We start from the raw sequence: 17,902 nt of genomic DNA, 5'->3' as shown, positions 1-17,902 counted from the left end.
ATAGATTTTTTTCATATAATCCAAACAGCTGTTGAATCATTTTCAACAGCTGTTTGGATTATATACCTGTTCTTACTTTTGATAATATAGGCATAGAATATAGTAGGAAAGAAGAGCGATTGCAACGATTATCATTCCTGAAAAAGAATGAGAGGCGAATAGAAATGGGGAAAGAACTGTTTGTGACAATTGAAAGTGCTTTTACACTTCAAGGAACATTAACAATTCCTACATATTATTCAGAAACATATCCAGTTATTATGTTGATTGGTGGTACTGGGAAGGGAAATCGTGATGGAAATACAAGTCGTTTACAGTTAAACTTATATAAAGAATTAGCTGATTATTTTACCTCTTTAGGATTTGCAGTGCTTCGTTATGATAAACGTGGTACTCATAAAAGTAAGGGGAATTACTATAAAGCAGGGGTAACAGATTTTATTGATGATGCTGCTTTATGGATTAGATTTTTAAAGGATCATCCGCAAATAGATCCGAAACGTGTTATTATTGCGGGGCATAGTGAGGGAGCGTTGCTTGCACCAGCTGTCTACGTAAGAGAATCAGTTGTGGGATTAATATTACTTGCTGGTGCAGCAGAACCATCTAAATTGTTGCTCGAGAGACGAGTAGATAAAGTTGCTAACGAGTTAGAAATAGCGTCAGGATTCAGAGGGTGTTTATCTAAAATGTTGAAAATTCCGCAGCATATAAGAAAGCAAAATGAAATACTGATGAAAAAGGTGCAACATTCAACAAAAGCTGTTATATGGATCAAAGGTACGAAAGTGAATGCAAAATGGCTAAGAGAACAGTTACAATATAATGTAGTTACATATTTAGAGCAAGTATCATGTCCTGTTTTAGCAATTACGGGAGACAGTGATATACAAGTGCCACCTGAGCATGCTAAACTGATTGCTTCATATGTTAATGGTGAAGCAGAGTGGCATATCATTCCGAACATGAACCATATTTTAAGAAATTATGAACATAAGCATACAATGATTCGATTAATGAAGGAATATAAGGGGCTTATGGATAAATCTATTGAAGAAGAGTTGTTACATGTGATGAAGGGATGGTTAAAAAAACATTATCTTTCATAGGAGCTGTAGTTGTGAGGAAACAAAATTTTTTATTATTTATGTTGTTAGGGCTTTTCATTATGCTAGTAGCTTGTGAGAAGCAAGAAGAGGTTGAATCTAAACCGGTTCAAGTGAAAAATGAAAAGAAACAAGAGAAGACGCATAAAGAGGAAGAAGAGAACAAAGAGAAAAAGAATATGAATTTAATGGATAAGCAATTATTACTTTCTGCAACACTAGGCGATACAGAAACAGTTATGAAATTAATAAAAGATGGAGCTAACATAAATGTATCAGGGGATAAAGGAGAAACACCTGTAATGGCAGCGACGTATCATAATCATGTTGAGACAGTGAAAGCATTGATCGATGCAGGTGCAGACATTGAATTGCCAGATGAAAATAAAGAAAATCCATTCCTTTATGCGAGCAAAGAGGGCTATGTTAATATTGTGAAACTAACAATTGATGCAGGAACAAATATTAGAGAAACAAATCGTCATGGTGGAACAGCACTCATTCCAGCGGCTGAAAGAGGACATGTGGAAGTTGTAAAAGAGCTAGTAGGTCGCACAGATATCGATGTGAATTATAGAAATGACCTTGGTTGGACGGCATTACTAGAAGCAATTGTTCTTGGAAATGGCAGTGAAAATCATAAACAAATTGTTCAGTTACTCATTGATCATGGGGCAGATGTAAATATGGCAGATCGAGACGGCGTTACTCCACTAGAGCATGCGGAAAATCGAGGTTTTAAAGAAATCGCAAATATGCTAAGAGTAGCAGGAGCAAATGAAACTATCAAACAATCTACAGAATAATGTAGGGTATAGAAAAAGAGATAAGAGGGAATCTTATCTCTTTTTTATTTAAAAGCGATGTTTTTTTGCCATCGGTTCTATACATGTATTTAATATCCAACTTAAGATTCTCCAGACTTTTTGTTGTTTATGTGGCAAATGGTCATTATATATATAGCTGTATTCAATCTGCTGTTTTGCACCACGATTTCGTTTGAACTCTCCAGCTCCAGCGCTACAATGACAAATTAAATTTTTTTCGATAGAATCCATTGTAATAAGGAGGGAAAGAATGCGATATAAGCCTTGTTGCTGATCAGAGTTTGTATCATATCCAAGTATAGGAGTTGTCATAACTCCATCTCTAATAAAGTAAGCAATGACACCATCAATTATCCCCTCTTTTTTTATAACTTTTATCTCAAATAAATGATGCTGAAGTGCGTTCCATAAATAAGCTGGTGTAAACATTGGATTATGATCGGAATATTTCTCGATATATAGTTGATTGTATAACTCGGAAATCTGCAAAATATCCTCTTTTGTTAACTCCTCATTCGTAATTATTTCATAATTACTTTTCTTTAATAAACTTTTATCATTTAATAAGTCTTTTCGTGCTTTTCGGTTCATTTTTTTATAGTCTTTTGGATTAAATAAATATACAGAACGAGACATAATTTTATTGTAACCTACAGTAGACAATGCTTGTGTAATTGTAGGGTATAATTCGCTATTTAAAGAACGGAATAAAATTGTATGCTCTGGAAATTTCTCAACAAGTAAATTCGTAATCTGTTCGATTTGTTGTTTATTGATAGAATGGTAAAGATTTGTTGATAACATCCAATTATTTACTATAATTACTTTATTAATATTCGTTCGTCGTAGCCAGCTTCCGATAAGATGAATCGGATAGGTTAGTAACTTCTCTAACCACGGTTTTTTTAATTCCCATAACTCTTCTAGTGCATAGGATATGTAATGTGTATAAGGAGAACATACATATGAATTTTCAAACTCCTCATGATTAACAGTAACTGGTAATACAAGATCATCAATTTCTAATAGAAAAAGTTGAGTATTAACATTTTCAATAAATGCTGTAATGCCATTTTGTAAGAGGGGTAGGAAGCTGTCTCTTACATATGCTCCATCTCGTTTTGTGGCCCAGTCGATGCTGTGTAGAGAATGAATATCATGTAGCTTAATCATATATTCTCACCATGCTTTATAAGGTTTTCTATTCTTTTTAGTTTTTTATCATATAACTGAATATCATAATGTGAAAAGAAAAAGTGTGGTGCAACACATTTTTTAGTGGCCCATAGTGTATGTAGCTCCTGTATTACGATAGATTTACATGATTTGAAATGTTCAGGTGGTACTTTAAGTTTAATCTCAATTTTTTCTGTGCTGTGCTGAATCACTTTAAATTCTTGAATTTCATTAGATGCAAACATAATTGCTCTTCGAATGAAATCAGGAAAAATAGATATCTCACTCTTATCCAATTCACTTATCCCAATAAATATATCATCACATCGACCATCAATTCGTTCTAAGGCTAAGAAGGGAGAGCCGCAGGCGCATGTTGTTTTTTTCTCAATTAATATGTCATTGAGACGGTAGCGGATTATAGGCTGTGTTTTCCTCATGAAATCAGTAATAATAGGAACGAATATCCCTCTTTCCTGATCTAGGTATTCTTTTTCAATATGAACGAGGTCTTCATTGATATGTAATGTACCATGTTTACATGTTGTAGCAAGAAAGCCTTCTGTACATTGGTAAATTTGGTGTACTGTTTGTTGAAAAATTGTACTGATAAACTCTCTATCAATATCTTCAAGTACTTCTGCTACAGAGATAATTTTTTTGGGACAAATCATAATAAGTCCTTCTTGTTGCCAATGAGCGATTTTTCGCAACATAGAAGGAGGTGCAATTAAAATAGATGGATTTATTTCATTTAGTCGAGCGATATGTTGCTGAAATGAATCTAGTAAATCAAAAAAATGAAATGAGATTCGCTTATTTTTTGTCGCTTCATATAAATTGCTGTTCGCTCGTAGGAAAAAAGCGATAGTGTGTTTATGTAGAATGCTAGAAGGAAGTACTTTACCGATAATAGAACCAGCCCACATCGTTTGTTCTTCCTCAGAAACGAGAAAAACTCCGCGATTTCCACTAGTGCCTGATGATAGCCCAACAGTTATATTACGAATAGTCGGAGAAAAATTCCGGGTCTTTTCAGCCTCAAATGCCACATGAAAGGCTTCTTTCTTTGAAATAGAAACTGTATTTAATGTATCAAAATTTTCCATCATTACCTCTTTATTAATGATAGGGAGTGTAGCCAAGTTCCCTTTTTCGATTTCTTTTGAAAAAGGTGTATATAACTGGCGATAGAAAGGAGACATCTCTACAGTGAACAAAAGTTGTTTTTTTATTTGTTGTTTATGAAATTGTTCCAATTGTTCGCGATTTGAAAATCGTAAGCGATATTTTGTTTTCAAATATTGCTGGAGAATTCGTAATTTATTCATAGTACACCCCTGCTTTAATTTGATTCCATGTGCGTTCGCAATGAGTTGGAAGAATTTCAATTTCAGGTGATATTTGCGATAAATGATGTAGTTTTTCAATGTTGAGACGATAAGATTTTGCATCCCCAGTTAAAAGATTGGCGATCTTACTTGGAAATACAAGGTTTTCATACGTTTTACTTAGCCACACTGCATCTGCACAAAGAAAAACAATTTTATTACTATGTAAATGGACGAATACACCAAATTGTCCAATTGCATGTCCCGTTAAATCAACAGCGAGCAATGAACCATCACCAAACACGTCATAAGCCTCTTCAAATTTTCCATATGTAGGAGGTAAGCTTGATGGTGGGATTTGATCAATGAATGTCAGCCGTTGTTCTAAATCAATTGGTAATGTGTCTTTTAAGCAACCTTTTAATAGAGCGCCAAATTTACTTCTCTTTTTTATATCTTCATAAGCTTTCGCGAAGGTTAGTATTTTTGCTTTCGGAAAGTCAGGTAGCCCTGCTGTATGGTCACCGTGAAAGTGAGAAAGAATAATATATTTAATTTCTTCTGGCTGGATGCCATCAAGAAGTAGTTGCTGTTTAATAGATTGCTCCTCTGTAAAATGAACAGGGGTAAGTTTAGCGTATACAGAGTAAGGAAATTTTCTTGTTGCTTCTTTAAAGTGCCGAGCATATCCGGTATCAAACAAGATATAACCTAAGCTTGGATGTTGAAGTAACCCCACTGTAGCTGGAAAGCTAATTTGCCTCCAACTCCCCTTGGAATATGCAACTTTTTCAGGGTGTGTACAATATCCTGTATCGTATAGCTTTAAAGATTTGATTTTCATTGTGTTTTCCACCATTCTACAAATTTTGTGATTCCTTCTTCTATGCTGATATTCGGAGCATAGCCTAGTTCTTTTTGAGCTTTATCAATGCTTAAAGTCTGACTTTTTGAAAGTACACTAACTGTATATTTTGTGAGAATAGGTTCTTTTCCAAGTAAAATGGTTTTTGAAATACCTTCTAGTATAGCGGCAATTGTAAAAGCGGCTTTGTAGGAAATCTTTTTATATTGAACCTCTTTACCAAGGCGTTTCATCACATTCTCAATTACTTCATATAAATTTACACGTTCACCATTTGTTATATTATATTTTTGACCTAATGTATGTTTAGGTGAATGCATACAAAGAAGTAAGGCATCTACAACATTATCGATATAGGTAATGTCTACGAGTACATCTTCTGTACCGATTCTTGGTAGAGCACCTTTTTCACATACTTTAATAAGGCGCGGGAGAATGGCGTTATCTCCTGGACCAAATAAAGCACGTGGGCGTATCGTGATAACAGGTAAACCATGATTGAATGCTTGATCAATAGATTGCTCAGCTAAGTACTTTGTTTTCGCATAATGGTTTACAAATGTATCAGGAAGTTTCGCATTTTCTACTACATCTTGTCGTTCATCATAATAGAAATAAATACTCGGTGTTGATACATGGATGAGGCGCTTTATACCGGATTTTTGACTTCCTTCGATAATATGCTTTGTTCCTAATACATTCGCATTGTAAAAATCTTTATATTTGCCCCAAGGAGAAGAAAGGGCACCGCTATGAAAGATATAGTCTTTATCTTTACAAACTTGTAGAACACTATGCCTGTCTTCAAGAGGGCAATAGACAAACTCAATTCCATTTCGCTCTAATAATTTTCCGATTGTCTTATTTCTCCCGGTTGCTGTTACTTCATAACCCATACTCGCTAATCGAAAAGCAAGTTTTTGTCCCAGAAAACCAGTTCCTCCAGTTACTAGCGTTTTCATAAATTTTCACCGTCCCATGATATGTCATATGTTGTTTGCTCCAAAATAGTCCGTCCATGTTTATAGCTTTCATGCCATAATTTATACATGCTATAAAACTGATAAAAAAATGTTTTTTTATCAGAGCGACTATAAATAATATCTGGATAGGAACATAGGACTTTCCACCATCGTTTACGTGTTTGTTTGCTTTTTAAGTAAGGAGTTCCGTATAAAAGCATTGCTAATCGAATTGCACATTGGGAGTTGTGCTTAGGAATGCGCATATTGTTCACCTTTTTAGCAAAAAAAGCGGATACTACTTCTTCGTCGAATAAATGTAATCCACTTGTGGTACGTGGATTACATTCAATCGGAATAGCGTTTCCATCTTCTGTAATGATAAAATCAAAGGCGATTTGCCCAGAGAAATTTAGCTCCTTTACGATATGTTCAACAAATTGGTCAATTTTTGGATGGTTAATATGCTCGAAAGCAATAGTAGCACCTAAACCCGCCGTGAATTCCGTTTTGTAAACAGAGTGAGCTAATACCTTCCCAGATTGTACAATACTGTAGGAGCAATGCTGCGTTCCTTTTATAAACTCTTGAATGATATAATTTAGCTTTTCCATCGTGATGCCTTTTTCAATATCTTCTTTTGTAATAAACGCTACTTTGTCAGAAAAACGAGAGAAAATAGGTTTTAACACAAAAGGAGTGGCGGGTGATGTTTGCTGAATCATTTCCTGTATGATTTGTTCGTTATTTGTTCTATATGTTGCAGGAACTTGCCAACCTAATTTCGTTACTAACTGAACAAATTCCCACTTATTATGAAGTAATGCAAGTTTTTGAAAGTCGTCTACAAATATATGACAAAAGCGGCTTAATTTCTCTTTATGTCTGGATATATAAAATATTTCTTCACAAGTAGGAATAAGTAAATCTACATCATGACTTTGAATAATTAATTGTAGTGCAGAGATACATTCATCTGTTTTCCATTTTGGAGAAGGAATTTCATAAAAATAATCAGTGCTCGTTGAAACTTTGCTTAATGGATAAGGAATACTATCTGCAATAATGACGGCATGTCCGTTTTTCTTAAGCAGCCTGCATAAATGCAATGCTGCTGGTGCGCGTGCGCCAGTAATTAATACTGTTTTCTTAGTACTCAAGGAGAATGCCTCCGATAGAAAGCCCAGCAGAAGTACCTAGTAATAATATTTTATCTCCGCGTTGCACTTTCTTTTGTTTAATTGCTTCGAAAAGAGCGACCGGAATGGATGCAGAAATCATATTCCCATAATCTTCAAAAATAGTCATAAAGCGATCCTCATCGACACCTAGCTTTTTACGAATTAGTTTCATAGCTGGTCCACTTGCTTGGTGTGGAACAATTAAATTGATATCATTTAACGAATAACCTGTATGCATAAGTAGTTTTTCAATAAAATCTAACATATATTTAGAGGACAATTTGAAAATAGCTCTGCCATTCATATCGAATAAGAAATCCTCTTTTCGTTCTTCGCTATATTCTCTAGGATGAATCATCGTTCCCCCGCCGCGAATTTCCGATAGATGTGCGCCAGAGCTATACGTTTCCATATGAGAAGCTATAATGGAAGAAGTGTGATCACTTTTGGTTACAACAACGGCTGCTGCGCCATCGCCGAATAAAATGCTGCTTTCATTTTGTCCCCAATTTAATCCTACAGAAGAAATTTCAGAAGAAATGATAACCACATTTTTGTATCTCCCGCATTCAATTGCGTAAGAAATTGTATCAAGTGCTGTTACGAAACTTAAGCATGTTGAGTTAATATCAAAACATGGAATACCAGAATGCTGTAGCCCAAGTTGTTCTTGAATAAGTGATGCAGTAGAAGGAATTGCCTGCTGAATTGTTCCGCTTCCACAGATGATACAATCGATATCTTTCCATGTTAAATTCGCATCTGCTACAGCTTTTTTTGCAGCTTCAGCTCCCATATAAGAAGAAGTTTCCTCATCGACAAAGTATCTCGTTTTCACTCCAGCTTTTTTTAAAGTCCAGCCTTCAGAGACTCCTAACATACGATCTATTTCAAAAGAATCTACTTTTCGTTTTGGAACATATACACCAATGCCTTTTATTTTAATATACCTTTTCATCCCATATCGCCTCTTAATCTTTTCATAAATTTATAAAATTCTATCATATTATATATTAATATAGAAAAAATATAGAAAAAAGTATTTTTGGGAAATTTAGTATTTTTATAAATTATTTCTATTTAATTTGTGTCGCTGTAAGAAAAGAAATAACTAATTTTATAGTGAGAAATAAATAATTAATGTGGTGAAAATTGTAAAAAAAAACAAAAAAATATTAACATGTGATTAACATCTTGTTAACAAATCATCAAAACTAACTTAATAAATAAGTAATATAGTAAAGGTAACAACACATAACTAGGGTAGAGAACATTTGAGAACACCCGCTTACATATAACAATCTATTTATATTTCTTACATTTACTCTAGTTTATAGGGGTTAAGCGAGAAGAAGATTGTTCTATGTAGATTGGTGTTTTAAATTTGCCTACATGCATATTAGAAATACGTAAAAAGCTGAGGGAAATCAATATTTCAGGCCCCCTTCCTTTATACAGTAACTAGTAGGGAAGGTGGTTTTTCCTATTATTGCAGGAAGCTTCATTCAAACGTAAGAAGAGGCGGAGATCGCAGGTAAAGCAGATTTCAATAAGCCGTTGTGAAGTATGGTTATAAGAACAAAAAAGGAGTGCAAACTGATGATTGAATTGAGAGGTGTGTCAAAAGTTTATAAGAATTCAAAGGAAATAGCAGTTGAAAATGTGTCGGTGCAGATTCAAAAAGGTGAATTTTTTGTTCTAGTTGGTCCTTCTGGGTGTGGGAAAAGTACATTATTGCGAATGATTGCAGGTTTAGAAGAAATTACTTCTGGGGCGTTACTTATTAACGAAAATGTTGCAAATGATTTAGAACCGAAAAATCGAAATCTATCAATGGTATTTCAAAATTATGCTTTATATCCACATTTGACGGTAGAAGAAAATATTTTATTTGGATTAAAAATACGGAAAATTCCAAAAGAGGAACGACAAAAACGATTGATAGAAGCAGTAGAAATGGTAGGGCTTACGGAATATACAAAGTCGAAACCAGGTCAATTATCAGGTGGACAAAGACAACGTGTTGCATTGGCGCGAGCAATTGTAAGTCAAGCGCCAATTTGTTTAATGGATGAACCTCTTTCTAACTTGGATGCAAAGTTGCGTGCACAAATGCGCATTGAAATTAGAGAGATCCAGCAGCGACTAGGTATTACGATGATTTATGTGACCCATGATCAAATTGAGGCAATGACAATGGGGGATCGCATTATGGTGTTAAACAAAGGGAGTATACAACAGGTAGGCACACCACTCGATATATATAACTATCCTGCAAATGAATTTGTTGCAGGCTTTATCGGTTCACCATCCATGAATATTGGTAATGGAATCGTAGATAAAGGTATGGGGGGATTACATGTTGATGGATTACAAATCCCGTTGTCTTCGGGGCATTTACAACAGTTTTCAGAACAAAAGGTGCGCTTAGGAATTCGTCCAGAACACATCGTATTAGCTGAAGATGGCCAAGAAGTTACACTGCAATCTGTAGAAGTATTAGGAAATGAAACAATTTTAAATTTTATAGTAAATGAAAAAACATGGAGTGCAAAAGTAATCGGACAACTTATTTTGAAAAAAGGTGATAAAGTTAAATTGCAATTTCCAGTACAGAAACTATGTTTCTTTCATAACAATACAAATGAAAGGATTCGATTCGTTGCCGAAGAAGAGTTGAAGGCGGTGGCGAAATAATGATTGAGGTAGAAAATTTACCTGTTCAAACAGAAGTTTCAAGAAAAAGGGCATTATGGGACCGTACGAAAGATTTGCGCACAGGCTTGTTATTTTTAGCACCTTCCATCATATTATTTACAATTTTTTTGTTTTATCCATTATTTCGTACTATCTATTATAGTTTTTATTTAACAGATGTTCATGGTGAGGCAAATCTTTTCGTAGGACTGGAAAACTATCAATATTTATTGTCTGATCCAACTTTTTATAAAAGCATAAAATCTACTTTACTCTTTGTATTATATACAGTTCCAACTAGTATTTTGTTTGCACTGTTTCTTGCTTTAATTGCAAACGAAAAAATAAAAGGAATAGGCTTGTTTCGAGTTTTATTCTCTTCAACAATGGGAATTTCAGTAGCAGCTAGCGCAGTAATCTGGTTATTTTTATTCCATCCGAGTGTCGGTTTATTCAATAATATACTTGGTTCGATGAATCTTCCTGCAATTGCATGGCTAACAAGTCCAGATTGGGCATTATTTTCTGTATCAGTTACAACAGTTTGGGGAAATACGGGGTTTGCATTTTTAGTTATATTAGGTGGTTTGCAAAATATTGATACGACTCTATACGAGAGTGCATCTATTGATGGTGCTAGCTATTTACATAAACTTCGGCGCGTTACATTACCGATGCTATCTCCTACATTATTTTTTATTATAACAGTTACTTTAATTAGTGCATTTCAAAGCTTTGGACAGATTGATATTTTAACGCACGGTGGGCCGAACGATGCAACAAACTTAATTGTGTACTCTATTTATAAAGAAGCTTTTGCGAATCATCAATTTGGTACAGCGAGTGCACAGGCAATGGTATTATTTATTTTCATTTTTCTTGCCACATTACTTCAATTTAAGTTTGCAGAGAGAAAGGTGCATTATAAATGATTACGAATAAGTGGAAACAGCATATTCTTTTATACATACTGCTTACCATAAGCGCAGTGATGGTCTTTTTTCCAGTTCTATACGCATTTTTGCTAGGGTTCATGACGCCAGAAGACATTCAAATGAGAAGGATGTTCCCGACACAATTTACATTCGATAATTTTGTACATATTTTTCAGAAAGTACCGCTGTTTTCTTATTTATACAATAGTTTTATAGTTTCAACAGCAGTGATGATTGGGCAGCTTGTTGTATCAAGTTTAGCTGCTTATGCATTTGTATTTTTAAATTTTAAAGGACGAAATTTTATTTTCTTTCTGTTTATTTCAACGATGCTTATCCCATGGGAAGCAACGATGGTACCGAACTTTTTAACGGTACAACAATTTGGATGGATTAACACATTTACTGGAATGACGGTTCCGTTCTTTGCAACTGCTTTTGGAATCTTTTTATTACGTCAGCATTTTATGACGCTTCCAAATGAGTTAAAAGAAGCTGCCTTTATCGAGGGGATTGGCCATGTGAAGTTTTTATTCCGTGTTGTCATTCCTTATTGTAAAACAAGTTTTATAACACTAGGTGTATATAGCTTTTTAACAACATGGAATATGTATTTATGGCCTCTCCTAGTTACGAATGATGAGAAAATTAGAACCGTACAAATTGGGGTGAAACAACTTCAATCTCAGGAAGTTGCAACAGATTGGGGCAGTGTGATGGCAGGAGTTACAGTTATTGTGATTCCGACTTTAATTTTATTATTTTTAGGTCAGAAGCAGTTGCAACAAGGTTTAACAAAAGGGGCAATTAAATAAACATACATATGAAAAGGTGGGATTGAGATGAGATTTTGGAAAAAAGGTGCTGTTATTATAATGGCAGTAACGATGGCTTTATCAGCTGCAGCTTGTTCAAGTAGTAAAACAGAGGGGAAATCTGAAGCAAAGGAAAAAGTAGCTCCCGCAGAAAAGAATGGAGATAAAACAGTTATTCGCTTTTGGCATGCAATGGGTGGAAAAACGCAAGGTGTGTTAGATGGAATTGTTGCAGATTATAATAAGTCACAAAATAAATATGAGGTGAAAGCTGAATTTCAAGGTTCCTATGAAGAATCTTTAACGAAGTTTAAAAATATAACAGCTTCAAAAGAATCACCAGCTCTCGTTCAATCTAGCGAAATTACAACGAAATATATGATTGATAGTAAAAAGATTACACCGATTGATAGCTGGATTAAAAAGGATAAATATGATACATCGAAATTAGAAAAAGCGATTACGAATTACTATTCAGTTGATGGGAAAATGTATTCCATGCCATTTAATTCATCTACACCAGTATTAATTTATAATAAAGATGCCTTTACAAAAGCGGGGCTCGATCCGGAAAAAGCACCGAAAACATACGCTGAATTAAAAGAAGCAGCAAAAAAATTAACTGTTAAAGAAGGCGAAAGCGTAAAACAGTACGGTTTTTCAATGTTAAATTACGGATGGTTCTTTGAAGAGCTTTTGGCAACACAAGGTGGGTTATATGTTGATAAAGAAAATGGGCGTAAAGGTGCAGCGAAAAAAGCTGTATTTAACGGAAAAGAGGGACAAAAAGTATTTGGTTTATTAGATGAACTGAATAAAGCTGGTACATTAGGAAAGTATGGGGCGAGTTGGGATGATGTTCGTGCCGCATTCCAATCTGGACAAGTTGCGATGTATTTAGATTCTTCAGCAGGTGTTCGTAATGTGATTGATTCGTCTAAATTTAATGTAGGAGTAGCATATATCCCATATCCAGAAGATGTGAAACAAAACGGAGTTGTTATTGGCGGTGCATCACTATGGATGACGAATATGGTCGCAGAAGAAACACAAAAAGGTGCTTGGGACTTTATGAAATATTTAACAAAAGCAGATGTACAAGCAAAATGGCATACGGAAACAGGTTATTTCTCTATTAACCCAGATGCATATAATGAGCCTTTAGTAAAACAACAATATGAAAAATATCCACAGTTAAAAGTAACGGTAGAACAGTTACAAGCAACAAAACCATCTGTTGCAACACAAGGTGCACTTATTAGTGTATTTCCTGAATCCCGCGATGCAGTTGTAAAAGCGCTAGAAGCAATGTATGATGGGAAAAATAGTAAAGAAGCATTAGATGAAGCAGCAAAAACAACAGATCGGGCAATTAGTATTTCGAACCGTACAAATCAAAAATAAAAGAAAGCCGTATCTGTAAAAAAGATACGGCTTTCTTATCTTTCCTTTGCTTGTTGTCTCATTTCTTACTTTAAGTATAGCGGGTAGCAAGTCTTGTAACTATCGAATTAGGTGACATGAGGATTACAGTGTTGTAAGGGTACAAATTCTCCTTTTTGAAACTTCTTTTGTTAAGGGAAAGTTAAGGAATAGCTTTCATAATAAAGTACATATATAAACGGATGGTAAATGAGCGAGAAAATGATTCATGTTATGACAGGTCTACATAGACAATGATATATAATTATTATAAGTACGTAGGATTTAGAGGAAGCAAGGCAAGGTGAAGTGTTCGGATACAAGCCTGGAAATCGTTTGGAAGTAAGGATAAGTATGTTGTGCTGCTCTCTTTTGTGATTATGAAAAATGGTAACAGTAATTATTTATCCCGCTATTCGCGGGCTACTAATAATCAGTGATGGATGAAGAAAATCACCACCGATTAAAGTTTCACTTTATATTTGATGAAAGGTGAGAAAGTGGTATGCGCTTATTAGTTGTAGAAGATAATGCACCTTTATTGGAATCAATTACACAAATTTTATGTGATGAGTTTGAAGTTGATACAGCAATGAATGGAGAAGATGGTTTATTTTTGGCGTTACAAAATATTTATGATGTAATACTTCTTGATGTGATGTTACCGGTGATAGATGGTTTTGAAGTAATTCAAAGAATACGGAATGACAAAATTGAAACACCTGTCTTGTTTTTGACTGCTAAAGATTCTTTGGAAGACCGTGTGAAAGGATTAGATTTTGGAGGGGATGATTATTTAATAAAGCCATTTCAAGCTCCCGAGCTGAAAGCGAGAATTCGAGCTTTATTACGAAGAAGTGGTAATTTAACAACAAAGCAAACCATTAACTATCGTGGAATCGAGTTGTTCGGAAAGGACAAGGATATTCAAGTGGATGGAGAAGCAATTAAATTAACATTAAAGCAATATGAACTTTTAGAGTACCTCATTCAAAATAGTGGAAAGATTTTAATGCGTGAACAAATCTTTGATCGCGTTTGGGGATTCGATTCAGATACAACGGTAGCCATTGTTGAAGTGTATGTTCATCATTTACGAAAAAAGTTGGAGCCATTTGGTTATCAAAAAGATATTCAAACCGTTCGAGGGATTGGGTATATGTTAAAAGAACAATGAAAAATAAGAGTATGTTTCAAAGAACCCGCATTCAACTTACCGTGTTAAATTCATTAGTGTTTATTATATTAATTGGCATATTGGGAAGCGTTATTTATTCATATACACACGATCGAATTTATAAAGGTATAGATGATTCTATAAGGAATTTTATTGTTAAGCAGACAAAGAATAATAGATCGATGCAAAAACAGTTTGGTTTAAATAAAGATTTACGCATTGGAGATTCACGGATTCTCGTATTGAAATGGAACGAAAAGAATCAGTTGATAGATATGGAACCAAAATTTCGAGGTCCTAATTTTTGGGAAGAAAATCAATCTACGTTATTTCCGAAAAAATTTGGAGGGTTTCATGATATAGAGGTAGAAAGAAAAAGCTTTCGAACATGGGCGTTTCAAATAGATTTGGTATCTGGAGAAAAAGTGACATTTCAAATATTACGCGAAACAACAGCCGAAAAAGAGATGCTCCACACATTATTATTAATTATTATAATTGGATGCAGTATAGGAAGTTTATGTGCAATTGGGATGGGATTTTTCTTAGCTGGAAAAGCTCTTGTACCAATTCGTAATTCTTGGGAAAAGCAACAACAGTTTGTTTCCGATGCATCTCATGAATTAAGAACACCACTAGCGGTCATTCAATCTAAAACGGATGTATTATTTCAGTCTCCTTCCGCCACGATAGAGGAAAAGGCAATTGATATTTCTACAATTTCAAAGGAGTGTAGGAGGTTATCGAAGCTTGTTACTAATTTATTATTATTAGCTCGTTCGGATTCGAATCAAATTGAAATGTATAAAAAGGAATTTGCATTAGATGAATTATTAACGGAAGTAGTAGATCCTTATACAGAAATTGCTGCGTATCAAGAGAAAAAGATGACATTGGAAATCGAATCTAAAGTATCTTTTATTGGTGATAGAGAACGAATTCATCAAATGGTGGTAATTTTATTAGACAATGCGATGAAATATACTGATGTGGGCGGAACCATTCAAGTAGCATGCATGCAAACCAATGGTTCAATTACGATTCAGGTAAAAGACAATGGAATTGGAATAAAAGAAGAAGAGATTCCAAAGTTATTTGACCGTTTTTATCAAGGAGATAAGGCAAGAACGAAGGCAGAAGGTGCTGGTTTAGGTCTTTCAATTGCCAGCTGGATTGTAGAAAAGCATCATGGGAAAATAAAAGTAGAGAGTAAAATGAATGAAGGTACTTGTTTTGAAGTGATTTTACCTAAAAATCAAAGAATATAAAGAAATTGGAGACGATCTTGTTTTTACAAGGTCGTCTTTTTGTTAAGGGAAAGTTAAGAAATATTTTTAATAATAGAGTTTACACAGAATAAGAAGGACAAAAGAGAGAAAAAGTAATCACTTTGTATTCTTTTTGAGGATAGCTAGATAGTTATGTTCATGGGTAATTTTAATAGGAACCGAATTGAGCATATCTTTTACGATAATGTGGGGAAAATGGAAGAGGAAGCATCAGAAGAAAATCACAGTGTAAGAAATGTAAAGGGGAGATGAAATTTGGAAAAGAAAAAGATAGTGTCATTATTTGTTATTGGAATGTTGAGTTTAAGCGTAATGGGAGGCGCATCCTCTTCTATGATGTCAAAAGGAAAAACGGACTTTGTTCAGCGCAGTAAAGAACAACTAAATGATGGGAAAATACATGTGGCACATACAGAGGAAAAAGCAAAAAAACTAGGAATTGAAACGGATGGTAAAGAACAAATCACATTAGAAAAAGAAATTCATGAAACTGAAGTTGATCAGGAAGCAAAACAGCTAGGGATTCCTACTGAGGGAAAAGATGTGGGGGCTCTTTCAGAAGAAATCTATGAAACCAAAGTAAAAAAAGAAGCAGCGAATTTAGGAATAATAATAGATAATACATCTATTGTGGATTTAATAAATCAAATTAATATAATCAAGATCAATGATGAAGCAGATAAACTTGGGGTTTCAACCAAAGGAAAAGAAATAGAAGAGATTGCAACCGAGATTTATGGAACGAAAGTAAAGGAAGAAGCGAAACAGCTAGGGATTTCTCAAAAAGGAAAAGGTATAGAAGATTTGGCACAAGAAGTATACGAGGGGAAAATTCAGGACGAAGCAAAAGAACTTCATATTGATTTATATGGTAAAGATATTTACCAAGTGCTAAGAGAAATAAATGAGCAGAAAGTAATACAAATTGCAGACGAGATTGGCATAGATAGTACAAATACAAATATTCAACAGTTAACAGAGAAAATAAAAAAGGAACAACCTGAAAAGGGAAAAGAACTTGTCTTTTTACCTATGGTTCAAACAGATGCGGATGCATTTTATTCGTATTTAACGAATTAAAAAGGACGTGAAGATAGAAGAATGATGCGAAAGTGGAAGGTGTATATATGTTTGATTGTATTAGGGATATTTATCTGTAGTGTATATATGAAAAGGAGCGGCATAATGCCTGTTACTAAACGTGTAGAAAATGTAAAGAGAATCGTCTCAAACAAATTTGTCCAAAAGGAAAGCGGTAAGAATCAGCTTGTTACTCCAGTTGCGCAAGCAAAAAAGAAAAAGATGCTGGGGAATGCAGATGAAGAAAAAGTATTATTGCAAAATGTACCTTTTATCCAGCAGTTACCAGAGTTAGATAGAGGCTGCGAAGTAACTAGCTTAGCCATGATGTTACAGTACGCAGGTGTTTCAGTAGGTAAGATGACGCTGGCAGATGAAATACAGAAAGTTTCCTTTTCAAATGATGGTGTACGCGGTAATCCACATGAAGGGTTTGTAGGGAATATTTATACTTTTTCTGAATCAGGATATGGTGTGTATCATGAACCGCTTTTTCAGTTAGCAAATAAATACTTACCAAATCAAGTTGTTGATTTAACAGGTGAAAATATAAATGAAATTTATAAAACTGTAATAGAGGGCAAGCCAGTTGTTATGATTACAAATGCAACATATGCTCCTTTGGATGAAAATGAATTTGATACATGGGAAACAGATGCAGGTAATGTCTCTATTACGTACAATGAACATTGTATTCTTCTTATTGGTTATGATAAGGAGTTAGTTTATATTCATGATCCGCTTAGTGATACTGCAAGTGTAAGTGTTCCACGCGAAAGCTTTGAACAGGCATGGGTACAGATGGGGAGTCAAGCTATTAGTTATGTGCAAAATTCAAAGTGAATGGGACAGAAATGGAGTTAAGAAGAGAAAGTGATGATTATATTTAACAAAAACAAGAGGAATTCAGCATAATTTTTTATACTGAATTTCTCTTGTTTTTGTTTAGTTATACATCGGGAGATAGGAGAGAAAAACAATGATGAATATTTCTCGTTTTATTATTTATTTAACTATATTCCCATTTGTTTCTCGTTTG

The 17,902-nt window shown here is 34.4% G+C and carries 16 protein-coding genes; 10 read left to right on the top strand and 6 right to left on the bottom strand.

The window, feature by feature from the left end:
* Positions 1-164: 164 nt before the first annotated feature.
* Both C564_RS0112995 and C564_RS0112990 read left to right on the top strand, forming a co-directional pair.
* Positions 165-1,109, top strand: a complete 945-nt coding sequence (locus tag C564_RS0112995; protein WP_018765611.1) for an alpha/beta hydrolase family protein — start codon at positions 165-167, stop codon at positions 1,107-1,109.
* The gene (locus C564_RS0112990) at positions 1,082-1,912 is read left to right on the top strand and encodes an ankyrin repeat domain-containing protein (RefSeq protein ID WP_018765610.1); all 831 of its coding nucleotides are present in this window, start codon (positions 1,082-1,084) and stop codon (positions 1,910-1,912) included. Before C564_RS0112995 ends, C564_RS0112990 begins: the two co-directional genes overlap by 28 nt.
* A gap of 48 nt (positions 1,913-1,960) precedes the next feature.
* On the opposite strand, the gene C564_RS0112985 is transcribed toward C564_RS0112990, so the two are convergent.
* From C564_RS0112985 to C564_RS0112960, 6 genes are read right to left on the bottom strand one after another with little or no spacing between them, the layout of a single operon-like run.
* Entirely contained in the window at positions 1,961-3,106 is a 1,146-nt protein-coding gene (locus C564_RS0112985; RefSeq protein ID WP_018765609.1) for a hypothetical protein, read from the bottom strand.
* Complete coding sequence (locus tag C564_RS0112980; RefSeq protein WP_018765608.1) at positions 3,103-4,440, bottom strand: F390 synthetase-related protein; 1,338 nt, start codon at positions 4,438-4,440, stop codon at positions 3,103-3,105. The genes C564_RS0112985 and C564_RS0112980 overlap by 4 nt, the downstream gene beginning before the upstream one ends.
* Positions 4,433-5,284, bottom strand: a complete 852-nt coding sequence (locus C564_RS0112975) for an MBL fold metallo-hydrolase (protein ID WP_018765607.1) — start codon at positions 5,282-5,284, stop codon at positions 4,433-4,435. The genes C564_RS0112980 and C564_RS0112975 overlap by 8 nt, the downstream gene beginning before the upstream one ends.
* Complete coding sequence (locus C564_RS0112970; RefSeq protein WP_018765606.1) at positions 5,281-6,267, bottom strand: NAD-dependent epimerase/dehydratase family protein; 987 nt, start codon at positions 6,265-6,267, stop codon at positions 5,281-5,283. Before C564_RS0112970 ends, C564_RS0112975 begins: the two co-directional genes overlap by 4 nt.
* Positions 6,264-7,427, bottom strand: a complete 1,164-nt coding sequence (locus C564_RS0112965; RefSeq protein ID WP_018765605.1) for an ATP-grasp domain-containing protein — start codon at positions 7,425-7,427, stop codon at positions 6,264-6,266. Before C564_RS0112965 ends, C564_RS0112970 begins: the two co-directional genes overlap by 4 nt.
* Positions 7,417-8,406 carry a beta-ketoacyl-ACP synthase III gene (locus tag C564_RS0112960; RefSeq protein WP_018765604.1) on the bottom strand — a complete coding sequence of 330 codons (990 nt, stop codon included), beginning with the start codon at positions 8,404-8,406 and terminating at the stop codon, positions 7,417-7,419. The genes C564_RS0112965 and C564_RS0112960 overlap by 11 nt, the downstream gene beginning before the upstream one ends.
* Positions 8,407-9,047: 641 nt before the next feature.
* Between C564_RS0112960 and C564_RS0112955 the strand changes: the two genes are divergently transcribed.
* The 8 genes from C564_RS0112955 to C564_RS0112915 all read left to right on the top strand — a co-directional run bounded on the left by C564_RS0112955 (position 9,048) and on the right by C564_RS0112915 (position 17,706).
* Positions 9,048-10,145, top strand: a complete 1,098-nt coding sequence (locus C564_RS0112955; protein WP_018765603.1) for an ABC transporter ATP-binding protein — start codon at positions 9,048-9,050, stop codon at positions 10,143-10,145.
* On the top strand, positions 10,145-11,077 hold the full coding sequence (locus tag C564_RS0112950; RefSeq protein ID WP_018765602.1) for a carbohydrate ABC transporter permease: 933 nt from the start codon (positions 10,145-10,147) through the stop codon (positions 11,075-11,077). Before C564_RS0112955 ends, C564_RS0112950 begins: the two co-directional genes overlap by 1 nt.
* Entirely contained in the window at positions 11,074-11,895 is an 822-nt protein-coding gene (locus C564_RS0112945) for a carbohydrate ABC transporter permease (RefSeq protein WP_018765601.1), read from the top strand. Before C564_RS0112950 ends, C564_RS0112945 begins: the two co-directional genes overlap by 4 nt.
* A gap of 27 nt (positions 11,896-11,922) precedes the next feature.
* Positions 11,923-13,299: an ABC transporter substrate-binding protein gene (locus tag C564_RS0112940; protein WP_018765600.1), complete on the top strand. Its 1,377-nt coding sequence runs from the start codon at positions 11,923-11,925 to the stop codon at positions 13,297-13,299.
* 523 nt (positions 13,300-13,822) lie between these two features.
* Entirely contained in the window at positions 13,823-14,494 is a 672-nt protein-coding gene (locus C564_RS0112935) for a response regulator transcription factor (RefSeq protein WP_003194987.1), read from the top strand.
* A complete protein-coding gene (locus tag C564_RS0112930; protein ID WP_018765599.1) occupies positions 14,491-15,762 on the top strand; it encodes a sensor histidine kinase in 1,272 nt (423 codons plus the stop codon). The genes C564_RS0112935 and C564_RS0112930 overlap by 4 nt, the downstream gene beginning before the upstream one ends.
* A 315-nt stretch (positions 15,763-16,077) precedes the next feature.
* Positions 16,078-16,863, top strand: a complete 786-nt coding sequence (locus C564_RS0112920) for a hypothetical protein (protein ID WP_051107065.1) — start codon at positions 16,078-16,080, stop codon at positions 16,861-16,863.
* Between the two features lie 21 nt (positions 16,864-16,884).
* On the top strand, positions 16,885-17,706 hold the full coding sequence (locus C564_RS0112915; RefSeq protein WP_026008553.1) for a C39 family peptidase: 822 nt from the start codon (positions 16,885-16,887) through the stop codon (positions 17,704-17,706).
* Positions 17,707-17,902: the final 196 nt, after the last annotated feature.

Source organism: Bacillus sp. 105MF (genome assembly GCF_000374885.1).
Lineage (GTDB): Bacteria > Bacillota > Bacilli > Bacillales > Bacillaceae_G > Bacillus_A > Bacillus_A pseudomycoides.
The sequence above is the reverse complement of the archived record's forward strand: the minus strand, read 5'-3'. Positions and strand labels throughout refer to the sequence as shown.